At 28.0% G+C, this 18,283-nt stretch carries 12 protein-coding genes; 1 reads left to right on the top strand and 11 read right to left on the bottom strand.

The window, feature by feature from the left end:
* Nucleotides 1-148: 148 nt before the first annotated feature.
* The 11 genes from ACAG39_04380 to ACAG39_04330 all read right to left on the bottom strand — a co-directional run bounded on the left by ACAG39_04380 (nucleotide 149) and on the right by ACAG39_04330 (nucleotide 15,563).
* Nucleotides 149-1,087 carry a carbohydrate kinase gene (locus ACAG39_04380; protein MEZ0536476.1) on the bottom strand — a complete coding sequence of 313 codons (939 nt, stop codon included), beginning with the start codon at nucleotides 1,085-1,087 and terminating at the stop codon, nucleotides 149-151.
* A 31-nt stretch (nucleotides 1,088-1,118) separates the two neighbouring features.
* Nucleotides 1,119-2,279 (bottom strand): SGNH/GDSL hydrolase family protein, encoded by a 1,161-nt coding sequence (locus tag ACAG39_04375; protein MEZ0536475.1) that lies wholly within the window; start codon nucleotides 2,277-2,279, stop codon nucleotides 1,119-1,121.
* 459 nt (nucleotides 2,280-2,738) lie between these two features.
* Entirely contained in the window at nucleotides 2,739-4,229 is a 1,491-nt protein-coding gene (locus ACAG39_04370; GenBank protein MEZ0536474.1) for a glycoside hydrolase family 32 protein, read from the bottom strand.
* Between the two features lie 20 nt (nucleotides 4,230-4,249).
* The gene (locus ACAG39_04365; GenBank protein ID MEZ0536473.1) at nucleotides 4,250-6,511 is read right to left on the bottom strand and encodes a GH32 C-terminal domain-containing protein; all 2,262 of its coding nucleotides are present in this window, start codon (nucleotides 6,509-6,511) and stop codon (nucleotides 4,250-4,252) included.
* A gap of 157 nt (nucleotides 6,512-6,668) precedes the next feature.
* On the bottom strand, nucleotides 6,669-8,255 hold the full coding sequence (locus tag ACAG39_04360; GenBank protein MEZ0536472.1) for an ABC transporter substrate-binding protein: 1,587 nt from the start codon (nucleotides 8,253-8,255) through the stop codon (nucleotides 6,669-6,671).
* A gap of 123 nt (nucleotides 8,256-8,378) precedes the next feature.
* Nucleotides 8,379-9,272 (bottom strand): carbohydrate ABC transporter permease, encoded by an 894-nt coding sequence (locus ACAG39_04355; protein ID MEZ0536471.1) that lies wholly within the window; start codon nucleotides 9,270-9,272, stop codon nucleotides 8,379-8,381.
* Between the two features lie 12 nt (nucleotides 9,273-9,284).
* The gene (locus tag ACAG39_04350) at nucleotides 9,285-10,211 is read right to left on the bottom strand and encodes an ABC transporter permease (GenBank protein ID MEZ0536470.1); all 927 of its coding nucleotides are present in this window, start codon (nucleotides 10,209-10,211) and stop codon (nucleotides 9,285-9,287) included.
* A 127-nt stretch (nucleotides 10,212-10,338) separates the two neighbouring features.
* A complete protein-coding gene (locus ACAG39_04345) occupies nucleotides 10,339-11,337 on the bottom strand; it encodes a LacI family DNA-binding transcriptional regulator (GenBank protein ID MEZ0536469.1) in 999 nt (332 codons plus the stop codon).
* A gap of 567 nt (nucleotides 11,338-11,904) precedes the next feature.
* Nucleotides 11,905-12,795 carry a glycyl-radical enzyme activating protein gene (locus ACAG39_04340; protein ID MEZ0536468.1) on the bottom strand — a complete coding sequence of 297 codons (891 nt, stop codon included), beginning with the start codon at nucleotides 12,793-12,795 and terminating at the stop codon, nucleotides 11,905-11,907.
* Between the two features lie 13 nt (nucleotides 12,796-12,808).
* Complete coding sequence (locus tag ACAG39_04335; protein ID MEZ0536467.1) at nucleotides 12,809-15,076, bottom strand: pyruvate formate lyase family protein; 2,268 nt, start codon at nucleotides 15,074-15,076, stop codon at nucleotides 12,809-12,811.
* Nucleotides 15,077-15,164: 88 nt separating this feature from the next.
* The gene (locus tag ACAG39_04330; GenBank protein ID MEZ0536466.1) at nucleotides 15,165-15,563 is read right to left on the bottom strand and encodes a hypothetical protein; all 399 of its coding nucleotides are present in this window, start codon (nucleotides 15,561-15,563) and stop codon (nucleotides 15,165-15,167) included.
* Between the two features lie 233 nt (nucleotides 15,564-15,796).
* Here ACAG39_04330 and lexA point away from each other — a divergent pair, with 233 nt between their 5' ends.
* Complete coding sequence (lexA, locus tag ACAG39_04325; protein ID MEZ0536465.1) at nucleotides 15,797-18,256, top strand: transcriptional repressor LexA; 2,460 nt, start codon at nucleotides 15,797-15,799, stop codon at nucleotides 18,254-18,256.
* The last annotated feature ends 27 nt before the right edge of the window (nucleotides 18,257-18,283 follow it).

Raw genomic sequence — 18,283 nt, 5'->3', positions numbered from 1 at the left:
AACAAAATTTTAAAATTTTTATTTTGCAATATATAGATAATACTCTATGAATCAAAAACTATATATTGTAAGAAAGGGGCTATCCAATTATCTTTTTGGACAGCCCTTTCTATTCTAAGATATTCTCTATTTTGATTTTAAGTTGTTTTCAATTGCTATTATTCTTCAAAAATTCTTCAATTTCATTTTTAGTCGGGATTGCTGGTATGGCACCTTTCTTTGTAGCACATAATGCCCCTGCTGCATTTGCAAAAGTTGCAATTTCTATTACTTTTTTAAGATCAAGGTTATTAAAGTCCTCTGAACATAGGAAAGAAAGTAATACCCCCATGAAACTATCTCCGCAACCTGTTGTGTCTACAACATCAACATTAAATGTTGGTAAATGCTTTATATTCCCTTTGTAGTATAGTGTTACTCCTTCCTTCCCTTGTGTAATAAATATTATCTTAACCTTATCTTTGTATTTTTGTATAAAGTTTTCAAATGAATTCTCGTAAAGATAAACTTCATTGTCTGAAATCTTTAGTATATCAACAAAGCCAAGTTCGATTGGTTTTATCATTTCTCTTTTTGCAAGTTCCTTATCTTCCCACAAAAGAGGTCTGAAATTTGGATCATATGAAATAGTTATATTATTCTTTTTAGCATAATCTAAAGCAAAATAGGTTGCTTCATAAGATGAACTGTGTGTGAAAGATAGAGAACCAAAATGAAGTATTTTTGAATTTCTGATGATATCAACATCTATTTCATCTTTCGAAAGCATAACATCAGCACTATTTTTTCTTGCAAAAGAAAAACTTCTTTCACCTTGGCTATTTAGGCTTACAAAAGCTAATGTTGTAAAAAACTCATCAGTTTTAACAATACCATTTGTATATACACCTGCATCTTTTAATGCATTTATTATCATATTGCCAAAAATATCGTTACCAACCTTTGATATCATAGCTGTTCTTTTACCAAGCTTTGATACTGCAACTGCAACATTTGCAGGTGCTCCACCAGGGTTTGCTTCAAATAAGTTATCTTTTATGTTTAAAAAATCAATAAGTGTCTCACCTATTGTTACAACATCAAACATATAAAATCCCTCTCAAAATATATAAATTGTTTTATTTAAATAAATTAACATCAATAGCCTCAGCCATTGCTTTATAGCCTTCTTCACTTGGATGAAGTTTATCGCCACAGTCATACTTTTCTAATAATCTAAGTGGATTTTCTGGGTCTCTTAATGCTTTGTCAAAATCAATATATCCATCAAAGTAGTTGCTTGTTCTAATCCATTCATTTACTTTTTGTCTTTTTAACTCATTTGGATCGTTTGGATTTTCACAACCAAATGGCATTATAGTTCCACCAAAAATCTTAATTCCATTTTTATGTGCTGTATCAACAAAGTATTTAAGACCATTTATTAAATCTTGTGTTGAAACAGTTTCTGATATTGGAGCTGCAGAACCTGGATGCATTATATCGTTTATACCTTCAAGTATTATAATATATTTAACACCTGATTGTTTTATTGCATCATCTTCAAATCTTTTAATTCCTGCAATTCCATATAATCCATCAAATTGTTGTGAGCTATCATGAAGAATTCTATTTCCACCTATACCTTGTCTTAATACACTTAAATGTTTAATTCCTAATCTATTTAACCTTTGTGCAAAAAAGTCTGGCCACATTCCTGCTGTTATTGAATCTCCAAATGTAACTATTGCTTGATTTTCTTTAGATGTATAAACATCAAGCCCAGTTATTAATGGTATGTTATATGTGACATGTTCTTCTGCTTTACTATATTCTTCCCCAAAAAACTCTTTCAAATCTTTTGACTCACATTTATCACCATTTAATGATATATAACATTTTGCACCAGTAGAATTTGCTGTTGTAATAGTTGTTTTCTCTGGAATATAAATGCTGATGGCTAAATGGTCAAATGTTTCAAGTGTTAAATCGATAGAATCGCTATATACCATTTCACCTTTTTTAAGCACCAAAGACTTATTCCCTTCAAATGTTAGTGTTTGCAGATTTTCAACTAAACCATCTTTATCAAAATAATATAAACCAACAGTAACCTTCCCAATATGTATATCTTGGTTCCCAAATTTATTAGAAAGCCTAATTTTTACCTTTTCACCATACATATTAGTTCTTAGAATAATCCTCAAAGTTTGATTTTGAAGGTTCAGAGGATATAACTTGAAATCTGATGGGCTTGTGCTCCATCCTCCAACCCAATGCTTTTCATATACTTGGCTCATTTTATTCTACCTCCATCGCCATAGATTTAAATATATTTTTTTATATTTTATTATTTATTAAAAATTAAATCTACCATTTTTAATACTAAAAATGTGTATTAATTTGCGAATGAAAACTATAATTAAAATCATGGCGATTAGGCAAAACATATTAAATTTTAAAAAGTACTTTATTTAATTTTCAGGTCTTATTGTCATATTATCATAACCTGTAATTAGCTCATTTGTAATTTCTTTTTTGAAAAATCATAATTTGAACTTAATTTAATTATTTATATATTAAAAAATTAGTTAAAAGCTTTACTTTGATTTATATATAATACTTTACTACTGTCAGTAAATAATTTCGTGCATTCAAATAATTATATAAGTTTTGTAATTAATATAATATCTTTTAATGTTTAGCGTTCCAATTGCAATAACCTTTTTATGTATTTCATACAGTAGTGAAAATTTTCTTTAAATATTAATATCCCATTTATTAAGATTCTTAATAATAATTTTATCATCAGAAAAGAATTCAATACTTTTAGATGTACATTTTGGATAAACAGTAGAGCTCATCACACGTTCACCATCTTGAATAAATACTTCAACAGAAATCCTGTCAATAAAAATCCTTAATTTTAACAAATTATTTTTTAGTAATACTTTAGTTTTTCTAACTTGATTGTTTTCCAACGGGTCATCAATATTATCTATTTTTTCACCACTATGAGAACGATCAAATGCAAAAATACCTTCGCATCTGTCATAGTACATAATAGTTTGTTCATCTTCGCCTTTTAAAACTTTAATTCCAAACTTGTTAGCTTTTTGAGCATCTATTTCTAATTCCAATTCTATATTTTGTCCTTCTATTCCTTGTAAAGATATATTGTTATAAACAGTAACATTAGTATAGTTTATATAATTTCTTCTATACTTTGTTATCTCATCTACTGGCAATTGATATAATTTACCATTAACTATTTTTAGTTGTCTTGGTAAAGTCATTGCCCCTGCCCATTTGTGATTTTTATAATTTGTAGGTATTGTTCTCCCCCACATTTGCATCCAAGCAATCATTATTCTTCTACCATTATTATCTACAAGTGTTTGTGGGGCATAAAAATCAAAACCATAATCAATCTCATCTATATACGCATGTGTAAAACTTCCTGTTTCAAAGTTCATATCACCAATCATATATATACTTGAAAATAAATTATTAAACTTATATTCTTCACTGTCTAAATATTGACTTGAAAGAATAAAAATATATTTATCATCTAGTTTAAATAAGTCTGGACATTCCCACATTTTTCCTAATTTATTATTGCTTTTATTCACTACAGCAACATAATCCCAATTTAATAAATCTTTTGATTTATATAACAATACTTGACCACTACTATCGATATTTCTTGATGCTATAACAGCATAATAATTATCATCTTGCTTGAAAACCTTAGGATCCCTAAAATCTTGAGGTAAAGCAAAGCTTGGTAAATCATTTGTACTAATTACTGGGTTTTGTCTAACTTTAGTAAAATTAACACCATCATCTGATATGGCAATATTTTGCACTTCTCTTATATTTTCAGGATTATCAGGATCTGGATTTGTATGGCCAGTATACATTATATATAATTTCCCGTCTTTTTCTATCGCACTACCTGAAAAGCAACCATCTACGTCATAATACATATCAGGTGCTAAAGCAATAGGCATATATTCCCATTTTATTAAATCATCGCTGGCAACATGCCCCCAATATATAGGCCCCCATTTTGAATCAAAAGGATAATGTTGGTAGAATAAGTGATATTTATCTCTATAATAAATAAACCCATTTGGGTCATTCATCCAACCAATTTCCGGCATAACGTGGTATTTCATTCTAAAGTAAGGGTTTACATTATCTTTATTAGTTTTTATATAATCATTTGCTTTTGATAGTTTAGTCATTCTACTAATTCCTTTCTTTGTCATTTTTTATATGCAGTTTCTAATTTCCAAATATTAAGTTTCTTAATTTTTACTGTTTCTGGGTTTTTATCTGCCCATAATAATAATCCTAATGAATCATCCCTTACTGGATATACTCGTGACGTTATTGCCTTAAGATTATTTATATAAGCTTCAATCATAGATTTGTCTACGTATATATGAAATTTTACTATATTTTCATTAATATCAATATATCCACCTTGAATACCTTTTTCGTACTCATCATTTAATGTAGATTTTGTTCTATCTATAAATACTTCTTTTGTATCACTTTTATAATATAAATATGTTTCCTCTATACCATCAGGAGATCTTTTCAATATAATACCAACTTTATTTGATTTTCCTGTTTCTATCTCTAATTCAATTTCAATGCAGTCATCTTTAATAAATTCAATCATTTTATTTGCTTGATCTATGGTGACATTAGTTATATTGACGTACTCTTTTTCTCTTAAAGACTCTATCTCTGAAATTACATCTATTCCCAAACGCCCATCTTCTCTCAAATAAACATGTATTGGTAATCCTCCATTATGTGCCCAACCTGATAAATATTCATCTCTTCTTGGTCTTCTACCTTGTGCTATACTGAAAATAATTGCTCTACCTTTTGGATCAATCATCCCACTTGGTCCAGTAAAATGTTCACCTAAATCAAATAATTCAGGCTTATCATTGTCAGGCATAAATGATAAATTGCTCTTGTTCCAGCTCCCAATCCAATACCATACATATCTATTACTATATATGCTATAATTTAAGTAGTATGGATTGATTAGTAATATATATTTAATATTCCCTTTATTGTCTTTTCCTATAGGTAAGAAGACTGGTAATTCCCATATTTCACCTGTTTTAGGGTATTTATTATAATCTCCAATATATAAAGGTTTCTTATATTCCCAATTATATAAATCATGAGATATATATAATAATGCTGCTCCTCCTGTACTTTTCCCATTTTTTTGAAATCCAGTGCCTACTATTGCATAATATATATTATCTTCCTTCCATACAAATGGATCTCTAAAATGGCCATAATGCATTTCGCCCTTGTCTGTTTTTATATTCATATCTTGTAAAATTATTGGTTTATTATATTTAATCCAGTTTTTTAATTCAATATCTCTATCCTCAAAATATGAACTCTTTGCAAAAGTAATACATTGGGTATTAGTTAATTGATCTTGAGCTGTATAGATCAAAACAGGTATGCCATTATCAATAAATGCAGAACCAGACCAACACCCATTTTGGTCAATTTTATTTTTTTCAGGTATTAATGCATATGGCAAATCACGCCAATGAATCATATCATCACTAATTGCATGCCCCCAATGAATTTGTCTCCAAATCGGTCCATGTGGATTATGCTGATAAAAGATATGATATTTCCCTTCAAAATATAAAGGAGCATGTGGTTCATTCATCCAACAACCAGGTGCAATTAAATGATATACTGGTCTATGCTTATCACTATTATATATTTCTCTATTTATATTATTGTAGTTTATTTGTATCTTACTATTTGATTCAATTATATATTGATCATAATTATCCTTGATCTTTTTTTTATCAAGTACTTCATCGTATATTTTTAATTGGTCCATCAAACCGCAAAAACAAGCAATTTCACATTCATCTAACTTTTCTGAATTATTAGTTTTTCCAATTATTAGTTTTTCATTTGTTGGTGTAATAAAGGAATCTTTTGGTATTTCTTTTAAACCTACTTTTTCACCATTTATATATAATTCCATATATCCATCTTTGCCATTAAAAACTGCTACAATATTTGCCCATGTATTTAATGGAATTAATCTTTCCGAATTATTGATCTCAAACCATTTCCCATTTACTGCTACTCTAAAAGATATTTCATTATATTTTTTGAGTCCTAAAATAAATCCTTGAACTTTTTCATTGTTATGTTGATTAACTATGGCAGTAATTTCATTGTTTTCAGGATACTCATAACATTTTGATATTATCCAGGTTTCGATAGTTAACTGGTTTGTTTCTTTTTTGATTATTCCTTCATTGACTTCAATCCATGTTGAAAAACCATCAAATAATAATGCATTACCTTTAACACCAGGATATCTTTCTGGATATGAAGACTTTTTAAATTTTGCCTCATTAAATGTATAATTTATATAATTTAATTTTCCAGTAATTTTATCTTTTGTATAATTCTCTTCCATTTCATCAAATGGGAAATATAAAACTAATGACATTGCTTCCCCTCCAAATAAAGAGCATAATATATAATTTTCTTTATTATAAGCATATTTTATTTCTCTAATCATTCACCAGCCTTTAAAACTTTTACAAAAAAAAATTGTATTCTGGGGATATATCTATTTGATATATCCCCAAAAATATGTGTAAGAATTATTTGCTATTTTTATATCTATTGTAAGCAGTTTGCAATATCTTTAGATATTCGTCAATACCAATTTTCTTTAGATCACTTAGATATTTATTCCATTCTTTTTCAATACCACCGTTCATTAACCATTGAGCTCTCTTTTTATTAACATATTGATATAAATCAACCTCAATTTTATTTTTTCTGTCTAATTCACTTGGGGTGAAGAATAATGTTGGTATAATTTCTGATGTCATATATGGTGAATATTTTTTTACTCTATCAATTCTCACTTTAGCTCTATCTTCCATATCTACAAGATTTTTAAAATCTTCGGCAGTTACTACGCCAACTCCGTTAGGTGCAACTTTTTGTCTATATTCACCCATTGCAACACCTTCAGGCAATGGCCTAAATACAAGTCTTCCATTTTTTTCTTCAAAAACATCACCTATTGCTCCCCAATGAACCTGTGCAGTCATCTTAGGTTCAAATTGCAAATCAATCCATCTTGCTGTGATTTCAGGGTATTTATTAGCCTTTGTTATTACAAAAGCTCCTCTTCCCCATGGTGAACCATTTGTCCTATATATTATCGGATTTTCATTATTTAACCCTTTGATTGGACCTAAATACATATAATCTTTTTCTCTTTCCGGCCCTACTATTTCTGTTTCTTCCCACCACATAAATGAACCTAATGTCTCATCTTTTGTTTTTCCTTTTGCAAATAATGCAGTAGGATCTTTTGTTTGAGTAAATGATTCTTTATCAATTAGTCCTTCTTTTACCCATTTATTGAAGTATATAATTGCATTTTTATATTGTGGTTGCATAGCTGTAAATGTAACCTTACCATTTTTAACTATTAAATGATCAATTGTATCATTCATGCCAAATGCACTAAATAAAGTACCTATATCAGCACACCACCACATATGAATAAAGCTTAATGGTATTTCATCTTTCTTTCCATTTCCATTTGGATCTTTATTTTTGAAAGCAACTAACACATCATGTAGTTCTTTTAAATTTGTTGGAGCTTTTAATCCAAGCTTATCAATCCATTTTTTGTTTATAAATTGGAATGATAAAACTGCCCCAATTGCCTCTTTCCCTGTTCCTAATTCTTCTCCAGCAGGAAGTGAATACATATTACCATCTGGTAATGTCATAAACTGCTTAATTTCTGGTCTTTTTTGATAAAGTTTTTTAACGTTTGGCATATATTTATCAATTAAGGTATTAAGTTTTATGATTGTTCCATCTTGACTATATCTAAATAAATCATAATCTGAGAATCCGGCATTATAAAATGCATCTGGTAAATCTCCGCTTGCTAAAAGCAAATTCTTCTTTTCTTGGTAGTCGGAATCAGGTATGTTTTTCCATTCAATATGAACATTTGTTTGTTTTTCTAGTCTCTTAAATAACAGCATTTCATTATAGTTTGGTGCTAATGGGGCTTTTGGAGAAACTATTTTTAATGTCACTTTACTTTTTGTAATAGGTAAGCCTGTTTTGTTAAATCCAACTTGTACTGCATAACCTATTATTGTGCTAAATACAAATAACATTAAAGTAGTAAATGCCAACAACCTTTTCTTCATTTTTTCCCTCTCCTTTTATAATTTTATAAATTTTATAGTTAAACGTTTTTCTGATAAACTAAATAACCTATAACATAGTTTATCACCTCATTCCTTTTCAGCAATTTAAATAATTTTAAAATATTAACCTTTTATTGAACCAATCATTACACCTTTTACAAAGTATTTTTGAATAAATGGATAAATTACTAAAAGTGGAACTGAAGACACAATAATTGCTGAATATTTTATGAGTTCTCGTACCTTTAATTTTGCAGCCAATGTATCAACATCTATCATCATACCTAACTGAGGTTCAGCTTGTATTAAAATATTTCTAAGAACAAGTTGCAAAGGATATTTTTTTTCATTTGAAAGGTAAATTAATGCATCAAAATATCCATTCCATTGGCCAACAATAACAAACAATGCTAAAACAGATATGATTGGCTTTGATAAAGGTAAAATAATCTTAATAAAATATCTAAAATCTGAACACCCATCAATAAAAGCAGCTTCACGTAATTCTTCCGGAATATTAGTCTGAAAAAATGTTCTTGTTATTATTAAATTCCAAACAGAAACTGCTCCAGGTATGACCATTGCCCAGACTGTATCTAACATTCCGAGACTTTTTACCAAAAGATATGTAGGAATAAGTCCTCCTCCAAAAAACATTGTAAAAACAAATATAGCCATAAAAAAGTTTTTTCCATAAAAATCTTTTCGTGATAAAGGATATGCTCCACTTACTGTCATGGCAACACTAATAATTGCTCCTAATCCTGCATAAATTATTGTATTCATATATCCTAACAAAATCGAATTATCTTCAAAGATTCTTTTGTAGCCTTCAAGTGTAAAGCCTTTTGGAAAATACCAAACTTGCCCATTTGAAACCATATTAGGATCGCTTACAGATGCAACAACAATAAGGTATAGTGGATACAAAATTATTAAAGCAAATAAAATCAAAAATAAGTAACTAATTAAATCAAATAATTTATCTTCTATATTTTTTTTCTTTGTTCTAAACATTATTTTCTCCCCCTACCAAAGACTTGTCTCACTTATTTTTTTCACTAATGCATTAACTGTTATAAGTAAAATAAAGTTTATAACGGCATTAAAAAGACCTACGGCGGTAGAAAATGAATATTGTGCTTGCAATAATCCCGCTTTATAAACATATGTTTGAATAATTTCAGAAACATCTAAATTAAGAGGGGTCTGCATTAAGAATGTTTTTTCGAAACCAACATTCATTATATTACCAACTGCGAGTATCAACTGTATAATAATTACTGGCATAATTGCAGGAAGGTCTATAACAAAAATTCTTTTAAGTTTAGATGCACCATCAACAATTGCTGCTTCATGTAATTGTGGGTCTACACTGGCTAATGCAGCCATATAAATTACAGTCCCAAAGCCTGTTCCCTGCCATAAACTTGATATAATATATAGTGGTCTAAACCATTCGGGTGCTGAAAAAAAGTCTATTGTATTTCCACTAATAGCTTCAATAATTTTGTTCACAATACCACTTGAAGGTGAAAGAAATACGTACATCATACCAACAAGCACTACTGTTGATATAAAATATGGTGCATAAATAATTGTTTGTATTGTTTTCTTTATTTTTTCGTTTGTTAATTCATTAAGCATTAAAGCGATAATTATTGGAAATGGAAATGTGATTATTAATTGAAAAACACTTAGATAAACTGTATTTTTTATTAAATCCCAAAAATTAAATGAATTAAAGAAATTCACAAAATGTCTTAATCCAACCCAAGGGCTCCCAATTATGCCTCTTGAAGGTACATAATCTTCAAAAGCCATTAAAACTCCATACATTGGAATATACTTAAAAATAATAAAATACAAAAATGTTGGCATAATTAATAGGTATAATTGATAGTTTTTTAATATTTGCTTAAACGAAAACTTAATTTTCTTTAATGGAAAAATCATAACAAAGCCTCCTATTTTTTATTATTACAGCAAATCGATTAACTAAATTTTTAAAATTTAGTATAATATACTTTTAAAATTAGTAATTACGGTTAATCGTTTTTCTATAATTTAGAAAAAAGGGTAACTATGTACCTCTAATAATCAGTTTAGTTGGTAATCTGTATTCTTTGTAATTTCTACTCTTTTTATTGATTTTGTTTAATAGTACTTCAGCAGCTTTAACTCCCATTTCATATGGATATTGCTTTACTATTGACAGAGGTGGATTGGTAATTTGAGTCCATTGATAATCGTCATATCCTATAATGCCTACCTCATTAGGTACTTTTATATTATTATCATTTAAATATTTTAATGCTCCATTTGTCATAACGTTATTTGCTACAAATAAAGCTGTAGCACCTTCATTTTCAACAAGTTCTTGTGCAAATTTATAACCATTTTCAAAGTTAGCATCACCGATTTTTATTAAAGAATAAATTAATTCCAAATTATTGTTTATAATTGCTCTTTTATAACCATCAATTCTTTCATCACTTGTTGTTATTCCTAAAGACCCACTAATAAACCCTATCTTTTTATGTCCTCTTTTAATTAAAGTATGTACAGCTTCATAAGAACCCTTAAAATTATCAGATAACACACAATCGCATAAATACCCTTTTGGCATTCTGTCAATAAAAACAACTGGGTAACTACCATCCAATATTTCATTCATAAAATTATGATCGTCTTTTGTAGGGGCTATAATTAAACCATCTATCATTTGTGTATTAAATAATTTTATAAGTTCCTTTTCTCTTTCTAATTCTTCATTAGAATTACTAAGCATTACACTATATCCATGTTTTTTTAAAGTATTTTCAATACCTTGAGCTATTGTCATAAAGAATAAGCTTGAAGTGTCATCCACTAAAACAGGGACAATTAATGCAACAATATTTGATTTTTTACTTCTAAGTCTCTTTGCTACTGAATTAGGCGTATAATTAAGCTCATTCATTGCACTAATCACTTTTGTTCTTAACTCTTCTGATACATATTTTGTATTATTAATTACATGAGATACTGTAGCAATAGAAACATTAGCCTTTTTGGCAACATCTTTAATTGTAACTGTCAATTTGCTTCACCCTATTTTTCATATAAACGTTTTTCTGAATCTTTATTTTAATTTTATTATTAAAACATTTTTTTGTCAACAATAATTTAATAATTTTATACAAAAATTTCTCTTGCACTCATTGTTGTTTTCCATTTATTCATTATATAAAATCCTTTTTATGAAATTCATTATTATCGAGAAACAAAGTGTTTTCACCTAAATGGCTTTATATTAAACATCCAATATGGTGTTACTTCTTTGGATATAGTTAATTAAATATACCTCAATTATTTTTATAGTTTTATTACGTAAATTCATATTAAATAAAATTTTTAAAATGTTTATAAAAAACATTAGTAAGTGAGATAATTATAAAGATAAGTAAATATAAATAAAGCTTTATTTATACTATTTAAAACAGCTATTTATATCATTAATAAAGTATTTGATTGTAATTTAATTAATATATATTTAAGAGAAATGAATCCATAAACTATATCAGTTTATTTAAAAGAAAAGAGGCTGTTCAACTGATGAGAGAACGACCTCACGTAATAAGGTATATTTATGGAAGGAACCAAAAGGTTATTTTTGATTTATCCCTGTTTTTTCATACCAAAATCTTTTTATCTCTTCTGTAACACTTGTAAATTCAGCATCGTCTGATTTTAATCCTAATCTTTTTAATTTTGAAACCCCAATATTGTGATATGGCAATATTTCTACATCAATTAATTTGGGGTATTTTAACTTCATTTTTGAAATAGCTTCTAAGTGTTCTTCATCATCATTTACCCCTGGTATCAGAGGAAATCTTAATATTATTTTACAACCTTTATTATATAAATAATCTAAATTTTCTATTATTAATCTATTGTCATTACCAGTTAAATATTTATGCTTTTTACTATTGGTTACTTTATAATCATATAAAAAAATATCCACAAATGGAAGTATATTTTTTAAGTTTTCTTTATTAGTATATCCAGATGTTTCAACACAGGTGCTTATATTATGTTCCTTTGCCTTCTTAAGTATCTCTAATGCAAATTCAAATTGATATAATGGCTCTCCTCCAGAAAGAGTTAAACCACCACCTGATGTATCATAATATTCTTTATCTTTCATAACAATGTCAATAATATCATAAACAGACATCTTCTGCCCTTTTATTATGATGGCTTCATTTGGGCATTGATCAACACATAGAAAGCATTTTTTACAGGTATATCCATTAAATAAGTGCATTTTATTCATTATCTTATGTGATTTTGTAGGACATACATCAACACATTTGTTACACAAAGTACACTTTTCTTCAAAAAACATAATCTCTGGTAGAAAATTTTGGGACTCAGGATTATGGCACCATTTACACCTAAGAGGACACCCTTTTAAAAATACTGTAGTTCTAATTCCAGGGCCATCAAAAACTGAACAACGCTGAATATCAAAAACTATACCTTCACTATTCATCTTTATTCACCTATTAATATAATGTTCTATTTAAAACATCTATTTGAACATCTTTAGGTAGCTCAACAAATCTTGCACTAAACCCACCAACACGAACTATTAGGTTCTGATACTTTTCTGGTTCTTTCATTGCATTTTCCAAATCACCTTTATTTACAACAGTGATCATTGCCTGAGTTCCGCCTTTTTTAAAATAGGTTTTGAGAAGTGCCTCAACTTTAGGCCTCTGCTCATTAAATAAGGTTTTACTAAATTTCATATTTTGAACATAACCAGCATGATTATCCGAATTTATCTTTGTAAGTGAATTTAAAAAGGCTGTAATACCATTTTTATCTCTTCCTGCAGTAGGATTATTGCCATTTGCAAGAGGTTCTCCTTTCTTTCTTCCATCAGCTGAAGCAGATGTCAAATTACCTAAACGAACGTTGTAATAATTATTTATATTAACAACTAAAAAGTAATCAAAATTAATCTTTTTTGCCTGTTTTTTAGCATGTTCACACATGTGGTTGCTAACATCTTTCACAATAAAATCTACATAATCATCATCATTACCATACTTAGGAGTCTCTAAACACATTTTTCTAATATCATCAAATCCCTCAAAATTATTATCTAAAGCCTCAACTAATTGTTCTAAAGTAATCTTCTTTTCTTCATAAACAAGCTTCTTTATAGCAGCTAAACTATCACCAGTATTTACAAGCCCAAATGATTCAATTATTCCGCCAGTATATTTTGCTCCACCTTCTACAACAGACTTTCCTTTTTCAAGACAGTTATCGTAAAGCAAACTAACAAGAACAAATGCTGCATTCTTGGCTTCAACCTCATATTCTATCTTATGCCTTTTGGCCAACATCTCTATATAGAACTCTACTTGTTTTTTATATGAATCATAAAGTTTTTCAAATGTATCAAATTGGTTAATATCTCCTGTTTGAAGACCTATAATATTACCCGTTAATGGGTCTTTACCATTATGAAGTGCAACTTCAAGTGCTTTTAGTAAATTTAATGAACAATTAGGTGAGCCAATAGCTTTATAATCAATATTATATTCACCACAACCATATGGAAGATATTGTTCAGCGTCTTTTTCATCAATTCCAAATGCCTTTGATACTGCAGGAATATTTACATCATCGTTATAAAGCATTGGGTATATTCTGCCTTCACCTATTACATCTAAGGCTTTTTTCATAAGATCAGGGTTCATTCCCTCATAAAATCTTAGTGAAAGCTGAGGTTCAGTTTCAATAACAGTCCTTGATGCCTCCATAGCTAAAAGGGCAAACTTATCAGCATTTTCCTCATTAGATCTTCCTTTTCCTCCAATAATTATTCTCCCATTAAAGTCTCCTGGTTCATGTGCAGCTATTCTACGAGCTACTATCATTTTCCAAAATTCTTGAAGGTATTTTAATGCTTGCTCTTGAGTTATGATTTTTCTATTTAAATCATTTACATAAAAATCACCAAGGTATACATCCATTCGTCCAAAATTAACTGTTTGTGCTGCCATTGCATATATCCATACAAGCTGCAAAGCTTCTCTTAAAGTTTCTGGCTTTGAATTGGCTAATTTATTTAATATTTTTGAAATATTAATAAGTTCATTTTTTATATTTTCATCTTTTTCGTTTTCTGACATTTCTAATGCTTGCTCTGCATATCTTAGCATTACTTCTTTTATGATATCCAAAGACATCAACATTGCCTTATATAAAGATGAATCCTCATTTTTATTTTCTTTTTGTTCTTTATAATAAAGTACTTCTTCATATAAACCAGGTATACCTTTTTTAAGTAGTTTGCCAAAATTTATATTTGTTCCAGCCAATCTTCCACCCATGTCAGCAATATAATTTGATGTAGCATCAAGTATTTCTTTAGGTAGTCTTTTAATCATTTTCCCATACTTTGGTTTATCACCTAAAGAAACTTCATGATCAATAAATGCCTCTTCTTCCCAAAAGGTAATCATATCTAATACTTTATTTTTATACTCATTAGTTACATTTGAAATATCTAATTTTTTTAATATAGCATTCTTTTTGCAGTAAAATAATGAACCACCAGTAGTAGTTTCTAATCCAAAACCAACCAATGGGTATCTAACTCTTCCTGCAAACAAATCACCTTTTTGAATATTATCAAAATAATATTTAAATTGTTCCTTTAAGCACATTATTTCTCTTATAGCTTGATGTTCATTTTTATATTTCTTGTACACTTCTGTAAAGCTTAGTTCAAAATCTAAAGGTCCACTAACCATAAAAAAACCTCCAACATTTATTCTTAATTTAAATGTTAGAGGAAAAATAAATTTATTTCTTATCATAATTTTAAAAAATGTTTCATTTTTATAGTACTTTTAGTTCCATTTCGATATCACCGTTATCATCAATAGATATTTGCTGTATTTCAGCTCCATTTACCTTATCTTTTATTATTGTATTAAAGTCTACTAATATACCTTCATTTGTAAGTCTAAGTCCATCAACTTTATCAACATTTGAACCTGCTTTTAATGCCATATAAATCATCTGAGCCTTTGATTTTTCAAAAAGCACATTAAGCTTATTGTCCTCTACTACATATAAATCAAAATTGGCCTTTATTTCTGGTAATATGCTATTGGGTTTAACAACTATTGAGACAGTTCTCCCATTTACATATATACCTTTTATTATCTCTGGTACTTCATTGTTTTTTACAATTATCTTTAATAGTTCTTTTAAATTTATCAAAAGTTTTGCCATATCATTGCCTCCATTTGTATTAATTATAATATAAAAAACATATAAATAAGATTAGCTTATATATATTGTATATAAATATAGCATAATTGAAAATAAATTATTTATGAATAGAATTTATTTAACCTAAACTAAAGTTAATGGATCGCTTTATAATTTATAAAAATTTGCTATTAATTCTAATATGTATTATAATGAGCATAAATATTGTATTTATATTTTGTGGGGGTATACTTGTGTACCTTAACATTGAACAAAAAAAATTAGTAAATTTAAAACCAAATGGACATATATTAGTAAAAGGTGTTGCGGGGTCTGGTAAAACCACAATAGCTATACACCGTGTTCCATATCTATTAGCTAATTATTGTTTTAGTGAAGATGATAAAATTTTATTAGTCACATATAATAAAACATTAGTTAAATACTTAAGATATTTATATAATAAATTAGAAGACTCTTCAATTTCTTTTGATACTTTAACAAATGACTATAAGGATAAAGTATTTATTACCTCAATTGATAGCATCATCTTTAGTTATTTTTCGGAATATAAAATTCAAAATAATTGTAATTTGGAATTAATTAATAATAATTCTATAAAATATGATGTTTTAAACCAAGCAGTTACAAAGCTAAAAAATAAATATCCAAATATATCCTACATAGATGTTCAGTATCTAAATTTTCTTATTGATGAAATTGAGTGGATAAAATCGTGTAATATTAGAGAGCTCACCGAATATCAAAATGCTGATAGAATAGGAAGAGCATCTAATATAAATAAAGATACTCCACAAAAGATTCAAAAAAATTCAGAAACAAGGAAAGCTATTTTTGAGTTGATGCAGCTTTATACTTATATGCTTAATGAAAAGGGACTATTAGATTTTAAAGATATGGCATTGATTGTATATGAATACCTTAAAAATAAGGAAAATGAACTCAATAAATTTACCCATATAATAATAGATGAAAGCCAAGATTTAACAAAAGTTCAACTTGATATCATTAAGCTTTTATACAACCAAAATAAAAATTATTCAAGTATTATGTTTGTTGCTGATACAGCACAAAATATTTATAGTCATTCATGGCTTGTTAAAGGTAGAAGCTTCACAAGCATTGGATTTGATATGACAGGCAAAAGTTATACACTATCCAAAAATTATAGGACAACTGTTCAGATTGCTAACCTTGCTTATAGTTTAATAGAAAAGACTCCAGAAATAATTGAAGATGAAAATTTTGTAAAACCTTCATTAATTGATAAGCAAGGGCATATACCTGTTCATAAAATTTTTCTTAATGAAGAACAGGAAGCAAATTTCATATATAATGAGATTGTTCAAAAATTATCATTAGAATTTCAATTAAAAGATATTGTAATTATTGCAAAGAATAAAAAATATTTAGAATACCTAAATAACTACTTAAATATAAAAGGTCTTAAAACAATCTTTTTAAATTCAAATGATAATGATTTTGAATATGATGCTGTGAGAATTGTTACAATGCATTCAATAAAAGGACTTGAATTTAAAGTTGTATTCATTGCTGGTTTAAATGCAAATATAATACCTTATATTAATTATGAAGATAACGAAGATGCAAAGATACAAGAAACTACTGATAGAAAACTTCTATATGTTGGTATGACAAGAGCTAATGAGCTTTTGTATCTAACGTCAAGCAAAAAGCCATCAAAATTTTTGTTTGAACTAAACAATAATTACCTTCGTATTGATTCTGGTTGCAGTTTAAAAAGATTTTATAAACTCCAAATGGATGATTATAAATTTGTCGATAAGTTGAAGGATATATATTCCCGTGAAGAAGAGGTCCGGCAATGGTTAATAAAGCAATTAGTTGATGTTTATAGGTATCCTACTGAACTTATTGATATTGAATATAAAGTTAAACTTTTTTCTAAAACTGGATTTATTGATATTATTATTTTTAGATATGACAAAAGCAAAAAGAAGATACCTTTCATAATCTTTGAGGTAAAACCATATCTATCAGGAATTGAACAAGGAACAGAGCAATTAAAAAGCTATATGAGTGTTATAGACAAATGTTCATTTGGAGTTATAACAGATGGTAATAATATTTTGATTTTGGATAGTGCTTATAACATTGTTGATGATTTCCCAACATTTGATATTTCAATGCTACCTTCTCATATTGACGAATATGAAATAATTGACTTTAGAAATTCAAATAAATTTAAATTTAGAAAACTAAATGATAGTGAGAATATGGACATAGAACAAAATGGGCAATATATAACCATAGATGCCTCACAACAGGTTAAAATAAATCTCTATGAAAAGGTTGCTGCAGGATATCCAATTGAGGTATCAGATGAAGTTATTGACCAAATTTATATACCAGGTAATATAATTAAAAATCCAGATAAATACTTTGCTATTAAAGTTAAAGGTGACAGTATGATTGATGCTAACATAAATAACGGTGATATTGCTATTGTAGAAAAACGAAATTATGCCGAAAATAGAGATGTAATAATTGCATCACTTGATGGAGAAATTACTTTAAAAAGATTTTGCAAAATGGGAAATACTATATTGTTAATTCCTGAAAATAGTAAATATGAACCAATACCTATAAAAGAAGAACAAATTAGAATAGTTGGTAAAGTTATAGGTATTCTTAGAAAAAGCAATAATTAATATTTTTGGTACAAATAAGGCTATCCC

This window comes from Caldicellulosiruptoraceae bacterium PP1 (assembly GCA_041320695.1).
GTDB lineage: Bacteria > Bacillota > Thermoanaerobacteria > Caldicellulosiruptorales > Caldicellulosiruptoraceae > JBGGOQ01.
The sequence above is the reverse complement of the archived record's forward strand: the minus strand, read 5'-3'. Positions and strand labels throughout refer to the sequence as shown.

Bases quoted from the DNA above. Each gene is read 5' to 3' on its own strand.
- ACAG39_04380 (MEZ0536476.1), bottom strand. From the start codon at position 1,087: ATGTTTGATGTTGTAACAATAGGTGAGACACTTATTGATTTTTTAAAC.
- ACAG39_04375 (MEZ0536475.1), bottom strand. From the start codon at position 2,279: ATGAGCCAAGTATATGAAAAGCATTGGGTTGGAGGATGGAGCACAAGC.
- ACAG39_04370 (MEZ0536474.1), bottom strand. From the start codon at position 4,229: ATGACTAAACTATCAAAAGCAAATGATTATATAAAAACTAATAAAGAT.
- ACAG39_04365 (MEZ0536473.1), bottom strand. From the start codon at position 6,511: ATGTCATTAGTTTTATATTTCCCATTTGATGAAATGGAAGAGAATTAT.
- ACAG39_04360 (MEZ0536472.1), bottom strand. From the start codon at position 8,255: ATGAAGAAAAGGTTGTTGGCATTTACTACTTTAATGTTATTTGTATTT.
- ACAG39_04355 (MEZ0536471.1), bottom strand. From the start codon at position 9,272: ATGTTTAGAACAAAGAAAAAAAATATAGAAGATAAATTATTTGATTTA.
- ACAG39_04350 (MEZ0536470.1), bottom strand. From the start codon at position 10,211: ATGATTTTTCCATTAAAGAAAATTAAGTTTTCGTTTAAGCAAATATTA.
- ACAG39_04340 (MEZ0536468.1), bottom strand. From the start codon at position 12,795: ATGAATAGTGAAGGTATAGTTTTTGATATTCAGCGTTGTTCAGTTTTT.
- ACAG39_04335 (MEZ0536467.1), bottom strand. From the start codon at position 15,076: ATGGTTAGTGGACCTTTAGATTTTGAACTAAGCTTTACAGAAGTGTAC.
- ACAG39_04330 (MEZ0536466.1), bottom strand. From the start codon at position 15,563: ATGGCAAAACTTTTGATAAATTTAAAAGAACTATTAAAGATAATTGTA.